Origin of the sequence: Sandaracinus amylolyticus (genome assembly GCF_000737325.1) — a bacterium.
Lineage (GTDB): Bacteria > Myxococcota_A > Polyangia > Polyangiales > Sandaracinaceae > Sandaracinus > Sandaracinus amylolyticus.
This window is the reverse complement of the sequence record NZ_CP011125.1, coordinates 9941473-9964528: the sequence shown is the minus strand read 5'-3', so window position 1 is coordinate 9964528 and position 23056 is coordinate 9941473. Positions and strand designations below refer to the sequence as shown.

The 23056-nt window shown below is 72.2% G+C and carries 21 protein-coding genes; 8 read left to right on the top strand and 13 right to left on the bottom strand.

What is annotated here, in order from left to right; translation table 11 throughout:
- Positions 1 to 39 precede the first annotated feature (39 nt).
- On the bottom strand, positions 40 to 1128 hold the full coding sequence (locus DB32_RS42260) for a slipin family protein (RefSeq protein ID WP_053238336.1): 1089 nt from the start codon (positions 1126 to 1128) through the stop codon (positions 40 to 42).
- Positions 1129 to 1735: 607 nt separating this feature from the next.
- On the opposite strand from DB32_RS42260, the gene DB32_RS42255 reads away from it, so the two are divergent.
- The 3 genes from DB32_RS42255 to DB32_RS42245 are packed head-to-tail and all read left to right on the top strand — an operon-like array spanning position 1736 to position 5411.
- Positions 1736 to 3214, top strand: a complete 1479-nt coding sequence (locus tag DB32_RS42255; RefSeq protein ID WP_053238335.1) for a CHAD domain-containing protein — start codon at positions 1736 to 1738, stop codon at positions 3212 to 3214.
- A gap of 17 nt (positions 3215 to 3231) precedes the next feature.
- Complete coding sequence (locus DB32_RS42250; RefSeq protein ID WP_053238334.1) at positions 3232 to 4320, top strand: hypothetical protein; 1089 nt, start codon at positions 3232 to 3234, stop codon at positions 4318 to 4320.
- On the top strand, positions 4317 to 5411 hold the full coding sequence (locus DB32_RS42245; RefSeq protein WP_053238333.1) for a hypothetical protein: 1095 nt from the start codon (positions 4317 to 4319) through the stop codon (positions 5409 to 5411). The genes DB32_RS42250 and DB32_RS42245 overlap by 4 nt, the downstream gene beginning before the upstream one ends.
- Before the next feature lie 81 nt (positions 5412 to 5492).
- Here the strand turns inward: DB32_RS42245 and DB32_RS47760 are convergent, their stop codons facing one another.
- Positions 5493 to 5807 carry a hypothetical protein gene (locus DB32_RS47760; protein WP_157070343.1) on the bottom strand — a complete coding sequence of 105 codons (315 nt, stop codon included), beginning with the start codon at positions 5805 to 5807 and terminating at the stop codon, positions 5493 to 5495.
- Positions 5808 to 5903: 96 nt separating this feature from the next.
- Here DB32_RS47760 and DB32_RS47755 point away from each other — a divergent pair, with 96 nt between their 5' ends.
- A complete protein-coding gene (locus tag DB32_RS47755) occupies positions 5904 to 6500 on the top strand; it encodes a hypothetical protein (protein WP_157070342.1) in 597 nt (198 codons plus the stop codon).
- 4 nt (positions 6501 to 6504) lie between these two features.
- Here DB32_RS47755 and DB32_RS42235 read toward each other — a convergent pair whose 3' ends face one another.
- Positions 6505 to 7995, bottom strand: a complete 1491-nt coding sequence (locus DB32_RS42235) for a pyridoxal phosphate-dependent decarboxylase family protein (protein WP_157070341.1) — start codon at positions 7993 to 7995, stop codon at positions 6505 to 6507.
- Between the two features lie 40 nt (positions 7996 to 8035).
- On the opposite strand from DB32_RS42235, the gene DB32_RS42230 reads away from it, so the two are divergent.
- Together DB32_RS42230 and DB32_RS42225 are read left to right on the top strand one after the other, a co-directional pair.
- Positions 8036 to 9589: a M81 family metallopeptidase gene (locus tag DB32_RS42230; RefSeq protein ID WP_053238330.1), complete on the top strand. Its 1554-nt coding sequence runs from the start codon at positions 8036 to 8038 to the stop codon at positions 9587 to 9589.
- 30 nt (positions 9590 to 9619) lie between these two features.
- A complete protein-coding gene (locus DB32_RS42225; RefSeq protein WP_053238329.1) occupies positions 9620 to 10531 on the top strand; it encodes a hypothetical protein in 912 nt (303 codons plus the stop codon).
- Here the strand turns inward: DB32_RS42225 and DB32_RS42220 are convergent, their stop codons facing one another.
- The 8 genes from DB32_RS42220 to DB32_RS42185 all read right to left on the bottom strand — a co-directional run bounded on the left by DB32_RS42220 (position 10532) and on the right by DB32_RS42185 (position 18637).
- Positions 10532 to 10900: an STAS/SEC14 domain-containing protein gene (locus DB32_RS42220; protein ID WP_053238328.1), complete on the bottom strand. Its 369-nt coding sequence runs from the start codon at positions 10898 to 10900 to the stop codon at positions 10532 to 10534.
- 73 nt (positions 10901 to 10973) lie between these two features.
- A complete protein-coding gene (locus DB32_RS42215; protein ID WP_053238327.1) occupies positions 10974 to 12761 on the bottom strand; it encodes a CFI-box-CTERM domain-containing protein in 1788 nt (595 codons plus the stop codon).
- A gap of 76 nt (positions 12762 to 12837) precedes the next feature.
- Positions 12838 to 14139 (bottom strand): cytochrome-c peroxidase, encoded by a 1302-nt coding sequence (locus DB32_RS47750; RefSeq protein WP_053238326.1) that lies wholly within the window; start codon positions 14137 to 14139, stop codon positions 12838 to 12840.
- Between the two features lie 38 nt (positions 14140 to 14177).
- Complete coding sequence (locus DB32_RS47745) at positions 14178 to 15221, bottom strand: hypothetical protein (RefSeq protein ID WP_053238325.1); 1044 nt, start codon at positions 15219 to 15221, stop codon at positions 14178 to 14180.
- Positions 15203 to 16222: a FecR domain-containing protein gene (locus DB32_RS42200; protein ID WP_240481382.1), complete on the bottom strand. Its 1020-nt coding sequence runs from the start codon at positions 16220 to 16222 to the stop codon at positions 15203 to 15205. Before DB32_RS42200 ends, DB32_RS47745 begins: the two co-directional genes overlap by 19 nt.
- Before the next feature lie 58 nt (positions 16223 to 16280).
- A complete protein-coding gene (locus DB32_RS42195) occupies positions 16281 to 16874 on the bottom strand; it encodes an RNA polymerase sigma factor (RefSeq protein WP_053238323.1) in 594 nt (197 codons plus the stop codon).
- A gap of 139 nt (positions 16875 to 17013) precedes the next feature.
- Positions 17014 to 17355 carry a hypothetical protein gene (locus tag DB32_RS42190; RefSeq protein WP_053238322.1) on the bottom strand — a complete coding sequence of 114 codons (342 nt, stop codon included), beginning with the start codon at positions 17353 to 17355 and terminating at the stop codon, positions 17014 to 17016.
- A 427-nt stretch (positions 17356 to 17782) separates the two neighbouring features.
- The gene (locus DB32_RS42185; RefSeq protein WP_053238321.1) at positions 17783 to 18637 is read right to left on the bottom strand and encodes a sulfurtransferase; all 855 of its coding nucleotides are present in this window, start codon (positions 18635 to 18637) and stop codon (positions 17783 to 17785) included.
- A gap of 56 nt (positions 18638 to 18693) precedes the next feature.
- On the opposite strand from DB32_RS42185, the gene DB32_RS42180 reads away from it, so the two are divergent.
- Complete coding sequence (locus tag DB32_RS42180; protein ID WP_053238320.1) at positions 18694 to 20568, top strand: M1 family aminopeptidase; 1875 nt, start codon at positions 18694 to 18696, stop codon at positions 20566 to 20568.
- On the opposite strand, the gene DB32_RS42175 is transcribed toward DB32_RS42180, so the two are convergent.
- Positions 20565 to 20993, bottom strand: a complete 429-nt coding sequence (locus DB32_RS42175) for a VOC family protein (RefSeq protein ID WP_053238319.1) — start codon at positions 20991 to 20993, stop codon at positions 20565 to 20567. The genes DB32_RS42180 and DB32_RS42175 overlap by 4 nt on opposite strands.
- 64 nt (positions 20994 to 21057) lie before the next feature.
- Between DB32_RS42175 and DB32_RS42170 the strand changes: the two genes are divergently transcribed.
- Entirely contained in the window at positions 21058 to 21498 is a 441-nt protein-coding gene (locus tag DB32_RS42170) for a GatB/YqeY domain-containing protein (protein WP_053238318.1), read from the top strand.
- 86 nt (positions 21499 to 21584) lie between these two features.
- Here DB32_RS42170 and DB32_RS42165 read toward each other — a convergent pair whose 3' ends face one another.
- Entirely contained in the window at positions 21585 to 22850 is a 1266-nt protein-coding gene (locus DB32_RS42165) for a Glu/Leu/Phe/Val family dehydrogenase (protein ID WP_053238317.1), read from the bottom strand.
- Positions 22851 to 23056: the final 206 nt, after the last annotated feature.

The following is a 23056-nucleotide window of genomic DNA, read 5'->3' as shown; positions in this document are numbered from 1 at the left end:
GGCACCACCACGTGCCCGGGCTCGCCCGTGTGTGCCCGCCTAACGCTGCGCGCCCGGCAGCGCGAGACGGCTCATGAGCTCGCTCGGCGCGGCGACGATCGTCACCTGGCCCACGCGCTCCGCGATCTCCTTCCACGCCTCGAGCTCCTTCAGGCGCAGCAGCGTCGGGTTCTGCTCGAGGAGCTTCGCGGTGTTCGCGAGGCTGCGCGTCGCCGCCGTCTCCTCGCGACGGAGCACGACGTTCGCCGCCGCGCGCTTCTCCGCCTCGATCACCTGGTTCAGGATGCTCTTCATCTCGCCCGGAAGGACCACGTCCTTCAGGTCGAGCTCGAGCACCTCGACGCCCCAGGTGCGCGCGCGCTCCGCGAGCGACTCGCGCATCACGCGGCGTGCGTCCTCGCGACGCTCGAGCAGCTGATCGACGGTGTGGCCCGCGACGAAACGACGCGCCGCGAGCTGCGCCTCGGTGTAGAGCGCCGCGCTCAGATCCACCGTCGCCGCGCACGCGAGCTGCGCGTCGACCACCTTCGTCTTCGCGACGAGGTTGATGCGGATCGTCACCTTGTCGGCGGTCATGACCTCCTGCCCGACGACCTGGGTCTCACGCTCGCGCAGATCGACCGGCAGTGCCTGCACGACGCGACCCTCGCTCCACACGAGGTGGCGGCCCGGCTCGAGCAGACGCACCGCCGCGCCGTCGATCACGAGCAGCGCGCGCTCCCACGGCTGCACGACGATCGTGCGGAGCAGCGACGCCGGCACCAGCGGCACGAACGCCTCGGGCACACCCGACGCGAACGTCGGCAGCGTGCTCACGATCTCCGCGGTCACCTGCGCGCGCTGCTGCCAGAGCAGGTAGCGCCCCGGCACCAGCACCTTCGCGGGCAGGCCGTCGGCGCGCACGAGCGCGATCGCACGCTCGGGCACGACGATCGACTCCGCGACGCCCTGGGGCACGACGCGCGCGAGCTCGGGCGTCCACGGCTCCGCGAGGCGGTTCAGGTCGAGCACGCGAACGTCGGTCGTCGCGCGCCACAGCGTGTGCTGGCCGGGCTCGAGCCAGCCGGCGACGCGGCCGGCGCGGACGAGCAGGCCACGCTGCGTGTCGGTGAGCATGATGGTGCGCATGGGAACGGCCCTCCTGGTGGAAGACGAGAGCGAAGCGATCGCGTGATGCGATCGCGGAGATGGCGCCGCCCCGCGGGCGCGCCTCGCGCGCGCAGCGGGAGCTGCCACCAGCCACACGCGCGTCGCGAGGACGGGCGTGCGCGGGCAACACGTGACGAGGTCACGCGGCAGCTCGCAGGGCCACGCGTGCTTCGCCGTGATCGCGCTGGATCACGACTCGACGCGCCGGCAGAACGGCATTGGGGGTTGTTGGGTTTGGACAGCTTCCGTGTGTGAGACGGACGTCTTTTGCTGATTTTCAGTCAGCCCTGCTCACCAGAGCACGCCCCGGAGGGGGCGGCGGGAGTCGAACCCGCGAAGGAGTGGAGCGACCTCGACGGCCCGGAACTCGCGGAACACGCACCACCGATTTCTGTGGGCCCGTGCGCGCCGCAGGGATTCGTCGACGTTGCGCCGCGGCGCCCCTGAGCAGTGCGCGTGCCGGCGCGTGCTGCGCGGAAACGCCGCGAATCGTGGTGCTCGCGTTTATCCGCTGCGATAAGCGACTATCCGCGCATCACGTGGGCTGTCACGAGCCACGGAGGACACGTTTGCTAGGCTCGGCGCGATGTCGCCCCGCGCCGGCGTGCTCCCGCTGCTCGAGTGCATCCCCGAAGAGGGCGCGCGCCGGCTCGCCGTGCGCTGGATCGACGAGGCGTGCGCGGCCGGTGAGCGCGTGATCGCCGCGCATCACGAGGACGCCGAGGCGCTCCACGATCTGCGCGTCGCGCTGCGCAAGCTGCGCACCGTGCTGCGGACCTACGACGCGCCGCTCGACGGCGCGCTCTCGAAGAAGCGTCGCAGGAAGCTCAAGGACCTCGTGGCCGAGACCGGCACCGCGCGCGACACCGAGGTGCAGCTCGCGTGGCTCGAGCAGGTGCGCGGCGAGCTCGAGGGTGGCGCGCATCGAGGCGTCGCGTGGCTCGCGTCGCGGCTCGTCGCCAAACACGACGATGCGTATGGAGCGCTGCGCGACGACACCGTGCCCGCGCTGCTCGCGCTCTTGCCGAAGCTGCGCCGCGATCTCTCGCGCTACGACATCGAGCACGTGGTCGGCGAGGCGCGCGGCGCGGGTCGCTTCGCCGACGCGACGGCCGCGCTGCTGCGCGAGCAGGTCGAAGATCTGCGCGACAAGCTGCGCGAGGTGCACACCGTCGAGGACGAGGCGCTCGCGCACGAGGCGCGCAAGGACGGCAAGCGCCTCCGCTATCTCCTCGAGCCGCTCAAGGAAGAGTCGATCGAGGATGCGAAGGAGATCGTGCGGCGCCTCAAGGGCCTGCAAGATCTGCTCGGCGAGCTGAACGACGTCGCGGTGCGCGCGACGCTGCTGCGCGAGGAGATCGCGCAGGCTGCGGTCGAGCGCGCGGCGCGCCTGGCGGACGAGGCCGAGAGCCACGCGAGCGACGGCGTGACCGCGTCGAGCGAAGGCGACGAGCAGCTCGGCCTGCTCGCGCTGGTGCGCCGCACCCACGATCGCCGCGAGGAGCTGTTCGCGCAGCTGAAGACCGAGTGGATCGCGCGCGACGGAGCGCTCGACGCGCTGGTCGGCTCGGTCGAGACGCTCGCGGACGGGCTCGGACCGAAGGAGCTGCCGCGCGAGATCGAGCGCAAGTACCTGCTCTCCGCGGTGCCCGACCACGCGCGCGCGTTCCCGTGCACGCAGCTCGATCAGGGCTACGTGCCGGGCACCGAGCTCCACGAGCGGCTGCGCCGCACGAAGAAGGACGGCGAGGAGCACTTCTTCCGCACGGTGAAGCTCGGTCGTGGCCTCTCGCGCGTCGAGGTCGAGGAAGAGACCACGCGCGAGATCTTCGCGAAGATGTGGCCGCTCACGAAGGGCAAGCGGGTGCGCAAGCGCCGCTTCGCGGTGCCCGAGGGCGAGCGCACGTGGGAGATCGACGAGTTCCTCGATCGCGATCTGGTGCTCGCGGAGATCGAGCTGCCCGACGAGCGCACCGAGGTGACGTTGCCCGCGTGGCTCGCGCCCCACGTGGTGCGCGAGGTGACGGACGAGCCCGAATTCGTGAACCTGCGGCTCGCGAAGTGATCGGACATGCTTCGCGCATGCGGGGCAAGACGGTCGTAGCGGGGATCGGGATCACGTTCGCGCTGCTCGGCGCCGACCCAGCCGCGGTGCACGCGCAGCTGCTGCAGCGCAGCTCGGACGCGGTGCGCGGGCGCGAGCCGGCGAGCGTTGTGGTCGACGGAGGCGGATCGAGCGGAGGCGGCGCGGCGTCGCGACCGCCCCCGCCGGATCGCGGTGGTGGCGGGGGCGGCGTGGTCCGGCCGCCGCTCGGGGGCGGCTACGACCGCCCCGACGTGCCCGATCCGCAGCCACGGGAGAGCCCTCCGCCGCAGACGCGCGAACGTCCGCCGCACCGCGTGTGGCGGCCTTGGGGTGGCACGACGTGGACGCCGCCGGTCACGACGACGACCACGACGACGACCACCGTGATCGTGCAGCCGCCCGCGGCCGAGGCCGAGCCGCCGCGCGATCCGATGTACGGCGGCTCGGCGGGCGTGCGGTTGGTGTCGCCGATCGTCCCGCCGCCGCGCGCCGTGCCCGATCAGCCGCCGCCCGCGGGCACGCCGCAGGGCACGCTCGTGGCGGTCGGAGAGGAAGAGGTCGTGACCGTGCGGCCCGAGGTGCAGGGCGTGATCTCGGCGGACGCGGGCTACGTGTTCGACGACGTCGCGCGCGTGACGGTCTCGGGGCGCGTGTCGCTGCCGTACCGGATCGACGTGCTGCTCGGGTACTCGGGGTACCTCGAGCCGCGCGACGCGGGCTTCGACGCGCTCGCGATCGGACGGCTCGGCATCGGCGCGCGCTTGATCGACGAGGAGGTCGCGCAGCTGCGCATCGCGCTCGCGGTGCGTCACTTCCAGGACTGGATCGGGCCGCAATTCGGCGTGGATGCGATCCTCGGGGTCGACGTGGACGTGTACGAGTCGGTCGTGCTCGGGCTCGAGGGCTCGTTCGGCACGATCGGCGAGACGTTCTCGGCGCAGGCGCGTGCGTCGCTCGGCGTGCGCATCGACTCGGTCGAGATCTTCGCGGGCTACGACCACCTGGTGCTGCAGCCGTTCGACTCGTCGCAGCGCGCCGTCGAGCTCGGGGGCCCGATGATCGGCGTGCTGGTGGTGGTCGAGTGAGGCGCGTCGCGCGGCTCGGCCTGATCGTGCTGATCGTCGGGTGCGGAGAGAGCGAGGGCGCGCTCGATGCCGCGACGAGCCGCGACGCGAGCGCGCTCGATGCCGCGCATCTCGACGCGAGCGTGCGCGACGCCGCGACGAGCGACGCGCCGACGATCGACGCACCGGCGGACGACGCTCCGCTCGACGTGTGCGAGGACGGCGCGCGCGTGTGGCTCGAGCTCGAGCGCATCGCGCCGATCGCGCGCGACACCGACGACTACCGCGCGCCGACCTCGGCCGCGCGCGATGCGATCGGCGACGCGGTCACCGCGATCGCCGAGGCGCGCTTCGACGACGCGCGGAGCGCGGCGAGCGCGGCGAGCTACGTGCTGTGCCGCGGCGAAGGAGACGAAGCCGAGCTCGTCGTGCTGCGACCGAGCGCGCCGGAGACCGGGCACGCGACGCTCGTGATCGACACGCGTGACGACGCGCGCCCGCTGATCCTCGAAGCGCCGCACCCGATCTGGGATGCGGACACCGAAGCCGAGAGCGCCGCGATCTTCGCGCGCACCGGCGCGCGCGCGGTGCTCGTCGCGGGCACCCATCGCTGCGGCAGCGATCGCGCATCGGGCTGCGACGGAACCGCGGACGCATGTGGCCCCGACGCGCCGGTGCGCGAGTCGGACATGGCGCACGCGACGGACTCGATCTTCCACGCGGCGCACGTCGCGCTCGCGGCCGCGTACCCCACCGCGCTCGTCGTCGGCGTGCACGGAATGAGCGAGGCCGGGATCAGCGTGTCCGACGGAACGTCGCGCGACACCGGCGAGACGAGCGCGGTCGCACGCTTCGCGCGCGCGCTGCACGCACGCTTCCCGACCGAGTCGATCACCACGTGCAACGACTTCGGCGATCCCGACGTGCCGCGCGACGCGCGCCTGTGCGGGACGACGGACGCGCAAGGCCGCCATCTGAACGGCGCGCCCGACGCGTGCGTCGACGCCGCGGGGAGCGCGAGCGGGCGCTTCCTGCACCTCGAGCAGAACGCGCGGTTCCGCCCCGAAGAGTCGGACGCGATCGCGGACGCGCTGCTCGAAGCCATCGAATGATCGCGCTGCGCTGAACGCGAACATCGCGCGTCGCCCAAGGGAATGCGGGCGCGCGAGGTCTCGGTTCGCAACCCGAGATCATCACGCATGCACCGCTTCCTCTTCTGCTCCGCGCTTCTCTTCTCCGTCCTCTCCAGCGCCTGCGTCGGCGACCCGAATTGCCCGGAGGGCTCGTCGTGGAACGCCGGCGCGAACCGATGCGCCTGCGACGAAGGTCGCGCGCGACATCGGCTGAGCTATCGCTGTCTTCCTCTCGGCGACTGGGTCGACGGTGGGCTCTACGTCGACGACGCCGGCGGGCCCGAAGGAGGCGTCGACGATCACGACGGCGGACTCGACGATGCCGGACTCGACGATGCCGGACTCGACGATGCCGGACTCGACGATGGCGGGCACGACGATGCTGGCCTCGACGCATCGACGAGCGACTGCACCGCCTGCGAAGCGCCTCCCGCGCACGGCGAAGCGAGCTGCGACGAAGGCTCCTGCGGCGTGTCGTGCGAAGCGGGCTTCGAGCCGGTCACCGTGGGCACCTCGCAGCGCTGCAGCGCGTTCGGCGGCGCGTACGTGCGGCGCGGTGACGGGACCTGCGTCGACGAGAACCCGCTGACCGGCGCGTGCAATTGCGGCCCGTTCTCCGCGCTCGAGGTGCGATGGCGCGTCGATCGCGAGGACCCGCGCGTGCACGCGATCCTCGGTCTCTGCGAGGCTGCGACGACGCCCGAGAGCGGCTCGTACGGCGGGGCCTACGTCGTCGAAGAGGAGCCGAGCCGTCGCTGCCTCGAGCCCAACGGCGACACCGGCGAGTGTGCGTGCCCCGAGGGCTTCACGCCGAGCCGCAGCTGGATCGGCCGCAACGACATCGATCGCCGCACCCGGATCGTGTTCTGCCTCGCGAGCGCGCCCGAGCCCGGCGCGACGATCGCGTCGGCGTACACCGAGCTGCGCTGCGAAGGCGCGACGTCGTGCGCGACCGGCGAGGACTGCGCGTGCCCCGCGCAGACACGCGCGCTCGAGATCGCATCCGGCCTCCAGCGCTCGGGCGACGGCGAGTGCGCGACGCGCAGCGTGATCTGCGTCGCGGACTGACGCGCTACTGGGTACGGCGCTTCTTCGTGAGACGGAAGCGATCGCGCACGTCGTTCAGGCGATCGAGCACGCCGAGCGCGCGATCGCCGTAGCTCTTCACGAGCTTCATCACGACGCTCTCGTCCTCGCCACCGCCCAGCATGTCGAGGTCGGGCCGCGCCGCGTCGGGCCCGTACATCTTCTCCATCACCTCGAGCACGCTCTTCTTCACCATCCCGCGGAACGGCACCTTCGCCATCATCCCGTACATCGCGGCGTTCCCGCGCGACTGCAGCTCGGGGTGCGACTTCACGAACTGCACCGCCTCGCGCACGTCGCGCAGGTACTCCTCGACGACGCCCTCGTGGTTCGAGGTGACCGTGCAGTGGATGCAGGGCGGGTTCTGCTGGCGATCGACGTTCCAGTCGCGGTCCTCGAGACGATCCGCCAGCGTGTACACGTCGAGCCCCGAGGTCTTCCGGCTGCGCCACGACACGATCGTCGCGTCGGGGCGGCCCATCACCTCGAGCTCGGGGATCTGCTCGATGCCCGCGATCAGCGCGCGCGACGCGCTCATCGCGCGGCGCGTGTGATCGAGGAACCCGCTCTCGCCCATCGCGACCAGCGACGCCCACGCCGCCGCGATCGCGCCGCCCGAGCGCGTGCCCGGGATCGACGGCGACGCGTAGATGCCGCCCGGCCAGTCCGTCGAGACGAAGAACTGGTGCCGCAAGAAGTCCATGTCGCGATAGAGGATCGTGCTCGCTCCCTTCGAGGCGAAGCCGTACTTGTGCACGTCGGCGCTGATCGACGTCACGCCGCGCACGCGGAAGTCCCACGGCGGGATCGGATACCCGAGGCGCTCGACCCACGGCAGCAGGAACCCACCGACACACGCGTCGACGTGGAACGCGATCTTCTTGCGCTCCGCGAGCGCACCGATCTCCTCGATCGGATCGACCACGCCGTGCGGGTACTGCGGCGCGCTCGCCGCGATCAGCACCGTGCTCGCGTCGACGAGGCTCGCCATGTCCTTCACGTCGGCGCGCAGATCGCGGTCGAGCCGCGCGTAGCGCATCTCGAGCCCGAAGTACTGCGCGGCCTTGTCGAACGCGACGTGGATCGTCTCGGGCGCGACGATGTTGGGCTTCACGATCTTCGGCTTGAGCGCGCGCGCGCGATCGCGCGCGGTCTTCACCGAGAGCAGGATCGACTCGGTCCCGCCGCTCGTCATCGTGCCGACGACGTCGCGACCGCCGTGCAGCATGTCCGCGGTCATGCGCACGACCTCGGCCTCCATGCGGCGCAGCGACGAGAACGCCATCGGGTTCAGCGCGTTCGTCGCGGCGAACTTCGTGTAGGCCTTCTCGATGAGCCGTTGGTGCTCGGGGCCCGCGTAGTAGACGAGGCTGAAGGTGCGGCCCTGCTCGTAGTCGGCGTCGTCGCGCTTGAGCTCGTCGAGCGCGCGGAGCACTTCGTTCTCGCCGAGGCCACGCGAGGGGATCGTGAGCGGCATCGGCGCGCAATCTACACGATGCGATACGCTGCCGCGCGACGTGCCCACCAAGAAGCCACTCCGCATCGCCATCGCGCGCATCGCGCAGGAGACGAACGCGCTCTCGCCGCTGCGCACCACGATCGACGACTTCCGCGCCCAGCACTTCCTCGAGGGCGACGATCTGCTCGCGCGCTGCGGCGTGCTCGGCAACGAGGCGCCGGGGTTCCTGCCGTGGGCCGAGCTGAGCGGCGCGGTGCGCGCGATGCGCAAGGCGGGCGACGTCGAGCCGGTGCCGCTCTTCAGCGCGTGGGCCGTGCCCGGTGGGCCGCTGACCAAGGCGTGCTTCGAGGAGCTCGCAGGACGCCTCGACGACGGGCTGCGGCGCGCGCGCGACCTCGACGGGGTCGTGCTCGTGCTGCACGGCGCGATGGGCGTCGACGGCATCGACAACCCCGACGCGCGCCTCACCCAGCTCGCGAAGGAAGCGAGCGGCGGGCGCGTCGCGGTCACGCTCGATCTGCACGCGAACCTCTCGCGCACGATGGCGGAGGCGAGCGAGATCATCGTGCCCTACGCGACGAACCCCCATCGCGATCACGGGCGCACCGGCGGGCTCGCCGCGTCGATCCTGATCCGCGCGCTGCGTGGCGAGGTCGATCCGCGCCTCGCGTGGCGCTCGCTGCCGATGCTGCTCGGAGGCGGCGCCGAGATCGATCTGCTCGCGCCGATGCGCGCGATCTTCGCGCGGGCACGCGCGATGGAGAAGCAGCGCGGCGTGCTCTCCGCGAGCGTGATGATGTGCCACCCGTGGAACGACGCGCGCGATCTCGGGTGGAGCACGCTCGCGATCACCGACGGCGATCCTGCGCTCGCCGAGTCGCTCGCCGACGAGCTCGCCGAGGCGTGCTGGGCGGTGCGCGACGTGCGCACGCCGGACTTCGCGAGCGCGGAGCAAGCAGTCGACGACGCGAAGCGCGCGACCTGGGCGCGCAAGCTCGGCGTGGTCGTGATGTCCGACGCGTCCGACGTGGTGAGCGCGGGCTCGAGCGGCGACTCGACCCACCTCATCCGCGCCCTGCTGGAGCGCGGCGAGGGTATGGTCTGCTACGCGGCGGTGCGCGACCCCGCGCTCGTGCGCGCGATGGACGCGAAGAACGTCGGCGACGAGGTCTCGGTGCGCTTCGGTGGCGCGCTCGATCCCGCGCGCGCCGGCGCGCCGATCACGTGCGACGCGGTGGTGCGCAGCAAGCGTGTCGACCCCGGGTTCGGCCGCCGTGTCGCGCTCGATCTCGACGCGCCCGCGCACGTCTCGCGCAAGGACGCCGGCAAGGTGCGGCTCGTCGTGACCGAGGGCCCGACGCTCGCGATCCGTCCGTCGTTCTACGAGGCGATGGGCCTTCCGATGCGCGAGGCCGACGTCGTCGTGGTGAAGAACTTCTTCCCGTTCCGCCTCTTCTTCCTGCCCTGGGCGCGCAAGACGATCTACGTGCGCACCCGCGGGCTCACCGATCTGGATGCGGCGTTCGTGCTCGAGTTCGACGGGCCGATGCATCCGCGCGATCGCGTCGACGAGTGGCGCTCTCGCGATCGCAGACGTCGCCTGGGGTTGTGATCGCCGGGCGGCGCGAGCACGTCTCTGCGCGTGAGCGTTCGTCGGGCGGGTTGGCTGTGGGCGGCGCTGGCGCTCGCGGCGTGCGAGACGGGCGCGACCGACGAGCTCGACGGAGGCGTGATCGCGCCCTCGGAGGACGCGCGCGCACCACGCGATGCGCGGGTGATCCCGCGCGATGGCGGGCACCACGTCGGGCCCGACGCGTCGGACCCGCCTTCGTGCGGCACCTGGGTCGGTCGTGATCCGATCCGCACGCTCTTCGTCGGCAACAGCCAGATCGCGTTCTGGGACCTGCCGCGTCTCGTCTCGTCGCTGAGCGAGAGCGCGCCCGACGCGTGCCCGCGCGTCGCGGGCGTGCGCTACGAGCTCGGCGGCGCGAACCTGCGCGACCTCTGGGAGCAGCCGCTCCTCGACGGACGGCGTCTTCCCGAGACGATCACGGGCGGCGACTACGACGTGATCGTCATCGCGGAGTCGATCGATCTCGCGGAGTCGCTCCCCGGCTTCCCCGGGCTCTTCGAGGACTACGCGACGCGCATCGTCGAGCTCGCGCGCGAGGTGGGCGCCACGCCGATCCTCTACGCGACGCCGTACGTCGAGCGCCCGGATCACGCGGGCTTCCACGCCCAGGCGGACCCGCAGATCGCGCTCGGCCACGCGCTCGACGTGCGCGTCGCCGCGGGTGGGCTCGCGTGGCTGCGCGTCTGGGACGAGCTGCCCGCGATCGATCTCTACTTCGACGATCGCCAGCACCCCGGCTTCCGCGGCAGCTACGTCTCGGGGCTCGTGCTCTACGCCGCGATCACCGGCGCGAGCCCGATCGGCCTCACCCGCGCCCCGACGACGAGCTGCGAGACGGTGTGCGACGACCTCGCCGAGACCGAGGCCGACGTCTTCCAGCGCGCCGCGTGGGCGCAGCACCTCGACACCATCGGCCCGTGATCACGGCGCGAGCCACGCGCGCGCCCGCTCGAGGTCCACGAACGCGCGCGTCGTCACCCGCGGCCGCGCCGCGGCGATCATCACGCCGAGCACACGCGCCGCGATCACGCTCGGCACCACGATCGCGCGCCGCGTGATCACGCCCGCTTCGCACACCCGCGCGTCGAGCTCGCGCAGCCGCGCCACCGCCGAAGGCTCGAGCGGCGCCGCGCGCCGCACGTCGACCAGCACCGCGACCGGCGCGCCTCCTCGCGCGCGCAGCCGCGCGATCACCTCGTCCCCGAACCGCGCGAGCTCCGGCGCGCCGACCCGGCGCGCCGGCCACGTCACCACCACACACGACGGATCGCGATCGTCGATCGCGATCATGCACAGGAGTGCTCGTCCCGCAGGTCCCGGACGAGCGCGCGGGAAACGGGCGAGCCGATGATCTCGTCGCCGCTCACCCGTCGATCCAGCGCGCGAGCGCCACGATCGGGCTCAGCAGCGTGCGCACCACCGAGCGCGCGTCCTCGTCGTCGCGGATCGCGCCGGCGAGCGTCGGGCCCACCGCCTCGTATGCCGCGACCAGCGCGCGCCCGATCGCGTTCGTGCGCAGGTGACGATCCCGGAACCGACGCAGCGCGCCGATCTCCTCGGCGAGCGGCGACCCGTACGCCGCCGTCGCGACGAAGCACGGCGAGACCGTCGTGAACTGCACCGGCGGCGTCGTGTACTCCGCGACCACGATCGGCCCCGCGACGTTGCACGCGTCGACCGCGCGCATCGCGACCCAGTAGTGCGTCTCCGGCGCGAGCCCGCCGAAGTCGACCTCGACCGTCTCACCGGTCGCGCGGTTCGTCGGGACCATCAGCGCGACGCTGTCCAGGCTCGCCGCGTTCGCCGGCAGCGCGCGCTGGAAGTCCTCTTCGCTCGCGATCGCATGCGTCGCGACGCGCACCTGGTACTCGGCGATCCCGAGGTCGTCCCCCGGCACCTCGAACGCGAGCTGCGCGTAGCGATGCGCGTCGCGCCGCTCCTCGTACTGCGTGATCTCGAGCGAGCCGATCTCCTCGGGCGCGACGTTCTCTTCGCACACCTCGGGGCCGGTCACCGTCACGCGCAGGCGCCACGTGCCTTCCTGCAGCCGCAGACGATCCGCGCCGCTCCCCGGCGCGCTCTCGGGGTCGTTGCTGATCGACCCGTCCATCGTGTGCATCTCGCCCGCGTCGTCGCCGATCCCGCTGAGCGAGCCGTAGCCCTCGGGCTCCGCCGTCTGCTGGCGATCCGCGCCTCCGCCGACGCGGAACGACACCGCGTACACGACCGAGGGCTGACCGCGGTACGGGAAGCCGTTGTTCTCCGCCCACCAGTCCCAGTACTCGTCGCCGAACGGCTCGTTGTCGGGGCCGAGCGGCGTCGGGTACTCGTCCGGGCCCCACTCCGCGTTGTAGTCGAGCTCGGTGTTCACCTCGACGAAGAGCCGGTACTCGCCGTCGGGCAGCTCGGCTGGCCAGGTGACCATCATCCGCTGCGGCGTCTCGCCGGGCGGCGTCGCCATCGTGACCGCGTCGATCTCGGGCATCACGCGGCGCGCCTCGTCGACGAACGTCGCGACGTCGGGGTGGTCGTAACAGCCGGCCGACGTGCAGCGCAGCGCGTCGCGGCGCGGCGGATAGAGCGACCACAGGTCGAGCTCGCGCTCGATCGTCTCGCCCGGCGCGAGCTCGTACGGCTCGAAGTAGCCGCGCGTCACGTCCTGCTCGGTGACGAAGCGGCCCTTGTCGCTGTTGAACGTGCTCGCGCACGACACCGCGTCGATCCCCTCGTCGCCGCTGCGGAACGAGAGACAGAAGTAGCTGTCCTCCGAGTAGTCCGCCGAGCTGCGCGAGGCGTCGCCCTCGCTGCGACGGTTCTGGAAGATCACGCGCCGGAACCGCTCCGCGCCCTCCGCGGCCGCGCGACGATGCGCCCACACCGGCAGCACGCCCTCGCGCCGCCCGTACGGCCAGCGGAAGCCGCTGTTCATCTGCGACGCGCCGGGGCGATTGCCGATGCCGCGGTACGCGGTCGCCTGGGTCAGCCCGAGCGTGCGCAGGAAGTTCCCGTCGGGATCTTCGACCCACATCGCGATCTGCGCGCGCTGCACCGGGACGTACTGGATCTCGACGACCCGCGGCGGCTGTGCGTCGGCCACGCTCGGCGCGAGCGCAGCGAGGCAGGCGAGCGAAGCGAGCAAGATGCGGCGCATCACGGAGCTCCTCGGGACGTGGTGCGACGTGCGACCAGCCCTGGACTCTAGGTTGCCGCCCAGCCTCGCTCAAGGATCAGCGGAACGGATGGCGCGTGCCGTTCCAGCGATCGACCGGCAGCCCGCTCGGCACCGACACCGGGAGCGCATCCTCGGGGTGGCGCGTCATCTCCTGCGGGTTCGACAGGGATCGCAGGAACGTGACGATGAAGCGGACCTCGTCCTCGCTCAGCGTGCGCAGCGGCGCCGTCGCGGGGTCGAGGTTCGCCTCGATCGCGTCGAGGGTCGCCGGGTCGTTGCGCAGCGTCGCGCGGAGCGTCGGCGAGAGATGGGCGCCGGTGTAGGACCGGAGCGACCGGACCGGATCGATGTGATGGCGCACCGCGTCCTCGAGCGTCTCGAACGCGCCGTTGTGCATGTAGGGCGGCGTGATCCCCACGTTGCGCAGCGGCGGGGTACGGAACGCGAACCGATCGGGCTCGACGCCCGTCACCTCGAAGCGCCCGAGGTCGAGCTCCGGCCCCAGCTGCGGCACCGCGATGTCGTGGAAGCGCTGGTCGGTGAAGAGGTCGCCCGAGTGGCACCGCGTGCATCCGCCGTCGCCCTCGAAGAGCGCGCGACCGCGCGCGGTCTCGGCCTCGAGCAGCGGATCGAGGGTCTCGCCGCGCGGGCCCCAGAGCACTTCCTGGAAGTGCGAGAGCGCGATCGCGACGTGCCCGATGCTCATCTGCGAGGGGTCGAGCCCGAACGCGCGGACGAACAGCGTGTCGTACTCGGGGTGCTGGCGCAGGCGCTCGACGATCGCGGCCCAGATCACCCGGGGCTGTTCGTCCGAGATCATCGCGAGCTCGTTGGGGCGGCCGTCGCTCGCCACGTCGCCGGGCTGGCCGAGCATCTCGTCGCGATCGAGCAGCGGCACGATCGACGCGAGCTCGAGCGCGCGCGTGACCTCCGGCGGCGTCGGCACCGGGCCCACGACCTCGCCGCTCGGTAGCCGCTCGACGCGCCCGTCCCAGAAGAGCACGTCCATCTCGACGCGATGGAAGAGATCGAGCGCGTGACGCCGGATCACCGCGCCGTCGTTGCGGGTGCGGAACTGGCCGAGCTCGGTCGCGCCCTCGCCGAGCGAGAGCGGGATGCCCTCCGCCGTCGTGAGGAACGGGACGTGGCACGTGCCGCACGAGATGTTGCGGTTGCCGCTGAGCTCGGGGTCGAAGAACAGCGCCTGACCGAACGCCAGCATCGGGTCGCGCGGTCCGTCGGGGGAGCCGCCGTCGGGCGCGAACGGCCCTGGCTCGAAGGTCTCGAGGCTGCGCGTCTCGTGGCTGCATCCGACGGCGAGCACGACGGCCAGCAGGAGCGCCGAGCGATGTCCCATGCCCGTACGGACCGCGAGGGTCGCCGAAGCTCTCACGATCACAGGGGCCACCCGATCGCGAGGCCCGCGCTCGCGAAGAACCCTCCGAGCCCCGCCGAGCCGAACGAGTTCACCTCGACGATCCCGCGCTGGTACCCGACGTCGGTCGTGAGGCCGAGCTCGATCGGGCCGACCGGCCAGACCACCTCGAGCTGGGTGCTCGCCGAGAGCACCCACGTGTACGTCGTCGACTCGACCACCACGAAGAACCCGCCCCCGTCGCCGGCCGCGAGCGCCGCGCCGGCATCGCCGCGCACGTCCCAGCCGACGCGCACGCTCCCGCGGTGCTCGAGGACGCGCACACCGACGCCTCCGGTGAGCTGCGCGAGGCGCACCGTCCCGGGCGCGATGTCGAGCTGGGTGCCCGCGCCCGAGACCGCGATCAGCAGGCGATCGAAGCGCAGCGTCACGTCGGCGAGCGCCGCGAGCGTCAGCGGCTCGACGAACACGCGCGCGCCGAGCGTCGCGCCGAGGCGCCACGGCGAGGGCTGGGGGCGCGCTGGGGACTCGAACGGGTCGTCGAGCTCGTCGGGCCCCAGCGTCGTCTCGGGCCCGGGCGCGGTGAGCGCGAGCGCGACGCTGGGCGCGGGCGCCGGCTCGGACACCGGCGCGGGCTCTTCCGCGGCGCGCGCAGGGGTCGTCACCGCAGGCTCGGGGCTCGCGATCACTGCGGCGGCCTCGTCGATCTCCTCGTCCTGCGCGCGGGTGCGCAAGAGCTCCGCGATCACCAGCGCGACCAGGCGCGTCCGGGCCCTCGCGCTCACGCGCGCGAGCCGCAGCGTGAGCGTCGCGTCGGGCTCGCCGGGCGTGCTCAGCACGATGCGCGGCTGCTCGCTCGCGCACTCCTCGAAGCGCACCACGGTGTCGTCGAACGACGCGTCCCACTGCTCGGCGAGCTCGACCTGCACGATCGCCTGCACGTGATCGACGTCGAGCCACGCCGCGTCGCACGGCTCGAGCTGCTGCGCCGCGAGGCGCGCCGGCCACGTCACGAGCCCGACGAAGAGCAGCGCGACGGCGCGGCTCAGAGCTCGCTCTGCCATCGGAGCACCTCGGCGCGATAACGCCCATCGGGATAGGCCTCGAGGTACGCCGCGAGCGCCTCCGCGGCGCGCGCATCACCGGTCCTCGCCAGCGCGATCGCGCGTCCCGCCCGCGCGCCCTCCGCGAGCTGATCGGGGAGACCGAGCTCGAGCGCCCGCGCGAAGTCGCGCGCCGCGGCGCGCGGCTCGCCCGTGCGATCGAGCCGCAGCCGCGCGAGGCTGTACGCCGCGAGCGCCGCGCGCTGATCGTCCGCGTGCTCGCGCACCACCTGCTCGAGCAGCCGCGCCGCGCCGGCGTGATCGCCGCGGCGACGCGCGGCATCGGCGCTCGCCAGCAGCGACGCGACGGGATCCTGATCCACCTCGCGCGACGGCGTCGGACGCCGCTCGACCGCGGGCGGCGACGGTGCTTCCACCGCGATCGTCTCGCTCGCGACCACGACCGGCGCGTCCTCGCGCACCGGCTCGGCGCTCGGCGCGGGCCCGACCTCGATCGAGTCGCCGGCATCGAGGCGCTGCACGTGATCGGGCACGTCGTCGCCCCGCACCAGCACCGAGCCGCGCTCGACCGACACCGTCACCCGCGCGCCGCTGCGCGCGACCGTGAACACGGTGCCGACGACCTCGACCGTCACCCCGCCGCTCTCGATGCGCCACGCCCGCGGTCCGCCCGGCGTGACCTCGAACCGCGCCCGCCCCTCGCGCAGCGCGAGCGCGACCGTGCGCGCCGAGCTCTCGAGCACGTCGAGCCGCGCGTCGTCGTCGACCTCGATGCGCGACGCGTCCGAGAGCCGCACCACGCTGCCCGGCGCGAGCGAGCCCGCGAGCGGCACCGTGTCCGCGATCGTCAGCGGCACCGGCTCGTGATCCTCGGCACCGCGCGGCGCCACCACGACCAGCGCGACCGCCGCCGCCGCGAGCGTCGCGCCCGCGATCACCAAGCGCCGCGTGGGGCTCGTGCGCGGCGTGGTCCTCCGCGCGCCGTCGATCCGATCCCACATCCGCTTCACGCGGACCTCGTCCTGTCGCTCGCGCAGAGCGTCTCGAGCGCGCTCGTGGTCAGGCATCGCGGTCGCTCCCGAAGCTGGCATCGACGCGCGCCTGAGCGCGCGCGAGGCGGCGGTGCACGGTGGCGAGCGAGCACTCGGTGAGCTCCGCGACCTCCGTGACCTGGTATCCGAGCAGGTGGCGCAGCACCCACGCCATCCGGTCGTCGTGGGCGAGCTGATCGAGCACGCGGTCGATCAGCGCGAGCTCCGCGCGCATCTCCGGCGTCACGTCGTCGCGCGCCTGATCGACCAGCGTCTCGTCGTGCACGCTGCGGTCGAGCCCGAGCAGCCGCTGCAGCTTCCGGCGCCGGAAGATCTTGTGCACCCGATGCACCGTGCTCGCCGCGAGCCACCCGGCGAGGCGCTCGGGCGTGCGCAGCGCCGCGAGGTCGCGGAACGCGGTGAGGAAGACGTCCTGCACCACGTCCTCGATGTCGGCGCGACAGCGCAGCAGGCGCGCCGCGACGGTCGTCACCCGGTGCACGTGGCGGCGGTAGATCGCCTCCTCGGCCCAGCGATCGCCGGCGAGCGCGCGCTCGACGAGCTGCACGTCGCTCGGCTCGTCGGGATGGGGCAGCGCGTGGATGCGAAGTGGTGCGGTCATGGGCGTCGCGCGGGGTGGCGCGGGCCGCGCCGTCGAGGGTGGGCGAGTCGACGGCGCGGCCCCGCGGTGGTGGGGACGAGGAGTGGGTCGAGAGAGCGCCTTGGTGGATCCACCGCGGCACATCCGTCGCCGGCGGAGATCAGGCGTAGGGGTCGTGCTGGGGGTCGGCGCGCCCGGCGTCGACCGGCTGCGGCTCGGGGATCGGCGCGATCCCCGCGTCGACCGGCTGCGGCTCGGGGATCGGCGCGATGCCCGCGTCGACCGGCTGGCCGTTGCCGTAGGGATCGTCGGGGATGCTCGCGTCGGGCGGCACCGGCGTGCACACCACGCGGCACTCCGACGAGTCGTAGGACGCGCAGATCGTCTCGCAGCCCTCGGGGAGCGGGCCCTCGATCGGCTGTCCTTCGGCCTCTGGGTCGCCCTCGCGCGCGCATCCGAGCGCGCACCCGAGGACCAGGAAGAGGAGCAGTATCCTTCGCACGGGGAGCCTCCTTGCTGCCGAGGAGGACCCCGAGGGCGCGAAAGTCTCTCACCGCCACGCGGGCGGTCGGCCCGGGCGCTTCGACGCCGCGACGCCGACCGCGCCGGACACCGGGCTGCGCGCGCGAGGGCCCGGCGAGGACGTCGCGGAGCCCGTTCCAACGCGTGGAGTCGCCTCCCGTGGCGTCACCGGCGCGCTCTCGACCGGGTGGAATGCCCTCCCCGCGCGTCCCCGGAGCGCGCTCGAACGCTCGGAATGGCCTCCCCCGACGTCACCGGAGGGCGTTCGAACGCCTGGAGCAGCCTCCCCCGACGTCCCCGGAGCGCATTCGAACGCGCGGAACGCCCTCCTCCGACGTCACCGGAGGGCATTCGAACGCTTCGATCGTGCTCCGCGACGCCGGAGTGTCCCCATCCGGGGGCGCAGATCAGCCCCGCTGGTCGCCCTTGGCGACCGGGCGCCCGCTGCGCGCCCACTCGCTGAACGAGCCGACGTAGAGCTTCGCGCCCGGCAGCCCGGCGTGCTCCATCGCGAGCAGCGTGTGGCACGCGGTGACGCCCGATCCACACGACACGATCACGTCGCTCGGATCGCGGTTCCCGATCAGCGCGCGATACCGCGCCGCGAGCTCGTCGCGCGACAGGAAGCGCCCGTCGACGTCGAGGTTCGACGCGTACGGTGCGTTCACCGCGCCCGGGATGTGCCCGGGGTTGGGATCGAAGGGATCGGCCTCGCCGCGGTACCGCGAGGGATCACGCACGTCGAGCACGAGGCGTCCGGGATCGCTCGCGGCACGCGCGACCTCGTCGATGTCGGCGAGCGGCGAGGCCCACCCGCCGATCGGCGCGGTCGTCTGATCGCTGTGCTCCGAGGGACCGCGCACCACCGGGATCCCCGCCGCGACCGCGGCGTCGTAGCCGCCGTCGATCACCTGCACGCGCGGATGACCGGTCGCGCGCAGCATCCACCAGAGGCGCGCCGCCGCGTTCGCGCCGCCCTTGTCGTCGTAGATGACGATGCGCTTCTGCGAGCTCACGCCGAGCCACGCGAGCACGCGCGCGAACATCTGGGGATCGGGCAGCGGATGGCGCCCGCCGTGCGCGGGGTTCGAGACGTGCGCGGAGAGCCCGCGATCGAGATCGACGTGGCGCGCGCCCTCGAGGTGACCGGCCTCGAAGCGCTCGCGCGAGTCCTTGCCGCTGCGCGCGTCGACGAGGACCAGGTTCGCGCGCTCCTGCCGCGCCACCAGCGTGCGTGGATCGACGATCGGGTCGAGGCTCATCGCGCCGAAGGATGCCCGAAATGCTCGTGCGAGTGCGAGGGGTTACCCTGACGTCCATGTTCTCGCGCACGATCGGAATCGCGCTGGTGATCGGGGCCGTCTCGAGCGTCGCTCGGGCGCAGTCGTACGACGCGACGCCGATGCTCGCGAACGTGCGCGAGTCGCAGCGCGCGGGGCTCCCAGAGCGGCTCGAGGTCGCGCGGCTCGAGCAGCTCGAGCACTACGACCTGCACGTCGCGGTGGAGGACGAGCTGCGCGCGTTCGGGCTGCGCGAGGTCGTGCACGTGACGAACGACGAGCGCGCGCCGTGGCGCGAGGTCGCGCTGCGCATCTTCGCGAACGTGATCGCGACGCCGGGCGAGGCGCCGCCGGTCTCGATGATCGCGGGGGAGTGCCTCGACGGAGTGAGCTGCACGATCGAGCAGACCGCGCCGTCGATCCTCGTGGTGCGTCCGTCGGCGCCGATCGCGCCGGGCGCGACGCTGCGGGTGCAGCTCGATCTGCAGGGGCGCCTGCGCGAGATCGACGCGTCGCGCACCACGATGATGGCGCAGAGCCAGGAGGGCCTCGCCGGGATGATGGGCGAGACCGGCGGCGACTACGGGCTGCTCGCGCGCGGCGAGGGCATCGCGAGCTTCGCGAGCTTCTTCGCGGTGCTGGCGCGGCGCGAGCGGGGGCGGTGGGAGACCGACGATCGCGGCACGCTGGGCGACCTCGGCAACGATCGGATGAGCCACGTGCGGGCGCGCATCGTGGTGCCCCAGGGCGCGCAGCTCGTCGCGACGGGCGTGGAGACGGGCTCGCTGCCGGTGCGCGACGCGCCGGGGCGGGCGCGGCGGCGCGAGATCACGGTGCAGGCGGGCCTGGTGCGCGACTTCTCGTTCCTCGTGGGCCACGCGCTCGAGAGCAGCGCGCGCGACGTGAACGGCGTGAACGTGCGCTCGTGGTACCTCGGGCGTGATCGCGAGGCGGGACGGCGGGTGCTCGAGACGGCGGCGAGCGCGCTCGAGGTGTTCGAGCGGCGCTTCGGTCCGTATCCCTACCGCGAGCTCGACGTGGTCGAGGCCGCGCTGGTCGGCGGCGCGGGCGGCGTCGAGTTCAGCGGGCTCGTGACCGTCGCGAGCATGTTCTATCGACCGGCGGGGCTCGGCGGGCTCGGCGCGATGCTGGGCGGCGCGGGCGCGGGCGCGGTGGGCGACATGCAGAGCGCGATGCTCGAGTTCGTCACGGCGCACGAGGTCGCGCACCAGTGGTGGCACGGGCTCGTGGGCAGCGACTCGCGCGCCCATCCGTGGGTCGACGAGTCGCTCGCGCAGTGGAGCGCGATGCTCTGGGTCGAGGAGCGCTACGGCGCGGAGCGCGCGCGGCAGGAGGGCGAGCGCCAGGTCGCGATGGGCTACCGCACGATGCGCATGATGGGCGTGGCCGACGGCGCGGTGGATCGTGCGACGAGCGAGTTCGGTCCCTCGGTCGCGTACGCCGGGCTCGTGTACGGCAAGGGGCCGTACCTGTACCCGGCGCTGCGCGCCGAGCTGGGCGACGAGGCGTTCTTCGCGGGGCTGCGCGCGTACGTCGAGCGCTACGCGTTCCGGAGCGCGCCGGCGCGAGGCCCGATCGACACGCTCGCCACGGGACGGCACGCAGCGCGGGTGCGCGCGCTGGCGCGCCACTGGCTCGACGAGCGCCACGGCGACGCCGACCTCGGAGGCGGCGACGCGGGCGCGATGCTCGGCGCGATGCTCCCGCCCGAGCTGCAGGGCGCGATGCAGGACCCCGCGATGCGCGCGATGATGGAGCAGGTGCTGCGCGGCCTGATGCAGGGCCAGGCGCAGGGCGGCGCGGCGCCGGGCGGGGGAGGCTCGCCCGAGGACGCCGCGCGCATGATGCAGCAGCTCGAGCAGATGCTCGGCAGCCTCCCCGACGCGCCTTAGAACTTGATCTGCACCGAGCTCGCGGAGCGCTGCGCCGGGCCGTGGTGCACGACCTCGATGTTGTTGCCGTCGGGGTCGAGCACGAACGCCGCGTAGTACCCGGGGTGATAGGGGCGCTCGCCGGGCGCGCCGTGGTCGGTGCCGCCCGCTTCGATCGCCGCGCGGTGGAAGCGATCGACCGCCGCGCGATCCGCGGCCTGGAAGGCGAGGTGCACGCGGCCCGTCACCTGGCCCTGGGCCGCGGGGCTCTCGGGGGTCGAGACGAAGAGCTCGTCCGCCCAGAAGTACCCCGGCCCTTCCCCGCCCAGCGGCACCCCGATCGTGTCGAGCACCGCGCGATAGAAGCGCTTGCTGCGCTCGAGGTCGCGTGTGACGAGCTGGAGGTGGTCGATCAGACGTCCGCGATGGAGCTCGTTCGTGTTCATGCGCGCGAGCGTAGTCCCAGCAGACGTCTTTTCGAGGGCGCACGCGCCTGGTAGAGACCTCCGCATGTCGCTCAAGCAGACGATCGAAGCGGATCTCAAGAAGGCGATGCTCGCGAAGGACGAGATCGCGAAGGACGCGCTGCGGCTCGCGAAAGCCGATCTCCTGAACCGCGAGGTCGAGCTCGGACGCGATCTCACGGACGAGGAGTCGACCGCGGTGCTCCAGAAGGGCGTGAAGTCGCGGCGCGACGCGATCGATCAGTTCCGCGCCGGTGGGCGCATGGACGCGGTCGCGGAAGAGGAGAAGCAGCTCGCGGTGCTGGAGCGCTATCTGCCGAAGATGCTCTCGGAGGACGAGACGCGCGCCGCGATCACGTCGGTCACGAGCGAGCTCGGGCTCTCGAGCAAGAAGGACATGGGCCGCCTGATGAAGGAGCTCAAAGCGCGCTTCCCGGGAGTCGACGGACGCATCGCGTCGAAGGTCGCGGGGGAAGTGCTGAAGTAGTCGACTGGCACGCTCGAGAGAAATGAAAAGGCCGACTCCGGAGCATCGGAGTCGGCCTTTTCGTATTCGTCGAGGTGGTCAGTCGATCACGGGAAGATGCCGCGCTCTTCGTACGCCGCCTTCAGGTTCTCCAGCGCGAGGCAGTACGCCGCGACGCGCGGAAGGACGCGATGGTTGCGCGCGAAGTCCATCACCTTCTGATACTGGCGCACCATGCGGCGCTCGAGCTTCTCGTCGACCTCTTCCGCGTCCCAGAACTCGCTGCGCTTGTTCTGCACCCACTCGTAGTACGAGACGGTCACGCCGCCCGCGTTCGCGAGGATGTCGGGGATGACGGTGATGCCCTTGTCGGCGAGGACGCGCTCACCCTCGGGGTTCGTCGGGCCGTTCGCGCCCTCGACGACGACCTTGCACGAGAGCGAGCGGGCCTCTTCGGCGCCGATCTGGTTCTCGAGCGCGGCGGGGATGAAGATGTCCGCCTTGATCTTGAAGAAGTCCTCGCGCTCGATCGGCTGACCGCTGGGATAGCCCGCGATCGATCCGTTCTGCTTCACGTACTGCGCGAGCTTCGCCGCGTTGAAGCCCTCGGGGTTGTAGAGGTAACCCGAGTGATCGCCGACCGCGATCGTGCTCACGCCGAGCTTGTTGAGGATCTGCGAGCTGTGCGAGCCGACGTTGCCGAAGCCCTGGACGATGGCGGTCTTGCCCTCGAGGTGGAAGTCGTTGTCCTTCGCCCACTCGAGGAGGCAGTAGATCGCGCCCTGCGCGGTCGCCTTCTCGCGGCCCTGCGAGCCGCCGGCGCTGATCGACTTGCCGGTGACGACGTGGCGCTGCGCGTTCTTCTCCATGTCGCCGACACGGTTCATGTACGTGTCCATCATCCACACCATCGTCTGCGCGTTGGTGCCGACGTCGGGCGCGGGGATGTCGTACTCGGGGCCGATGTTGCTGCCGAGCGCGTGGGTGAAGCGACGCGTGATGCGCATCAGCTCGTCCTTGCTGTGCTTGGACGCGTTGACCTTCACGCCGCCCTTCGCGCCGCCGAAGGGGATGTCCATCAGCGCGCACTTCCACGTCATCATCGACGCGAGCGCCTTCACGTCGTCGAGCGTGACCGCCTCGTGATAGCGAATGCCGCCCTTGTACGGACCACGGATGTTGTTGTGCTGGATGCGGTAGCCCTTGAAGAGCTGCATCTCGCCGTTGTCCATCCGCACCGGGAAGTGAACGATGATCTCGTTCTTCGGCTGCGAGAGGATGTCGGCGACGTGGCGCGGCAGATGAATGACGTCGGCGGCTTCTTCGAGGTACCCCTGGACGACCTTGAAGAACTCGTAGTGATTGGCAGACATGGTCCTCCGGACTCCATCCCCCTGGGAGCCGGCATTGGCGCCTTGGGCTCGAGGGCAATGGCGGGCCTATGCACCCCCCGTCCATGTGGCGCAACGACGCGCCGCGTCGTGCGGACGAGGCAGAAATGCCCGTCAGAGCAGCGGATTTCGTCGCCCGCGCGTGAATGCGCGAGAGTGCGACGGATCACGAGTGCGTCAATCGCGGC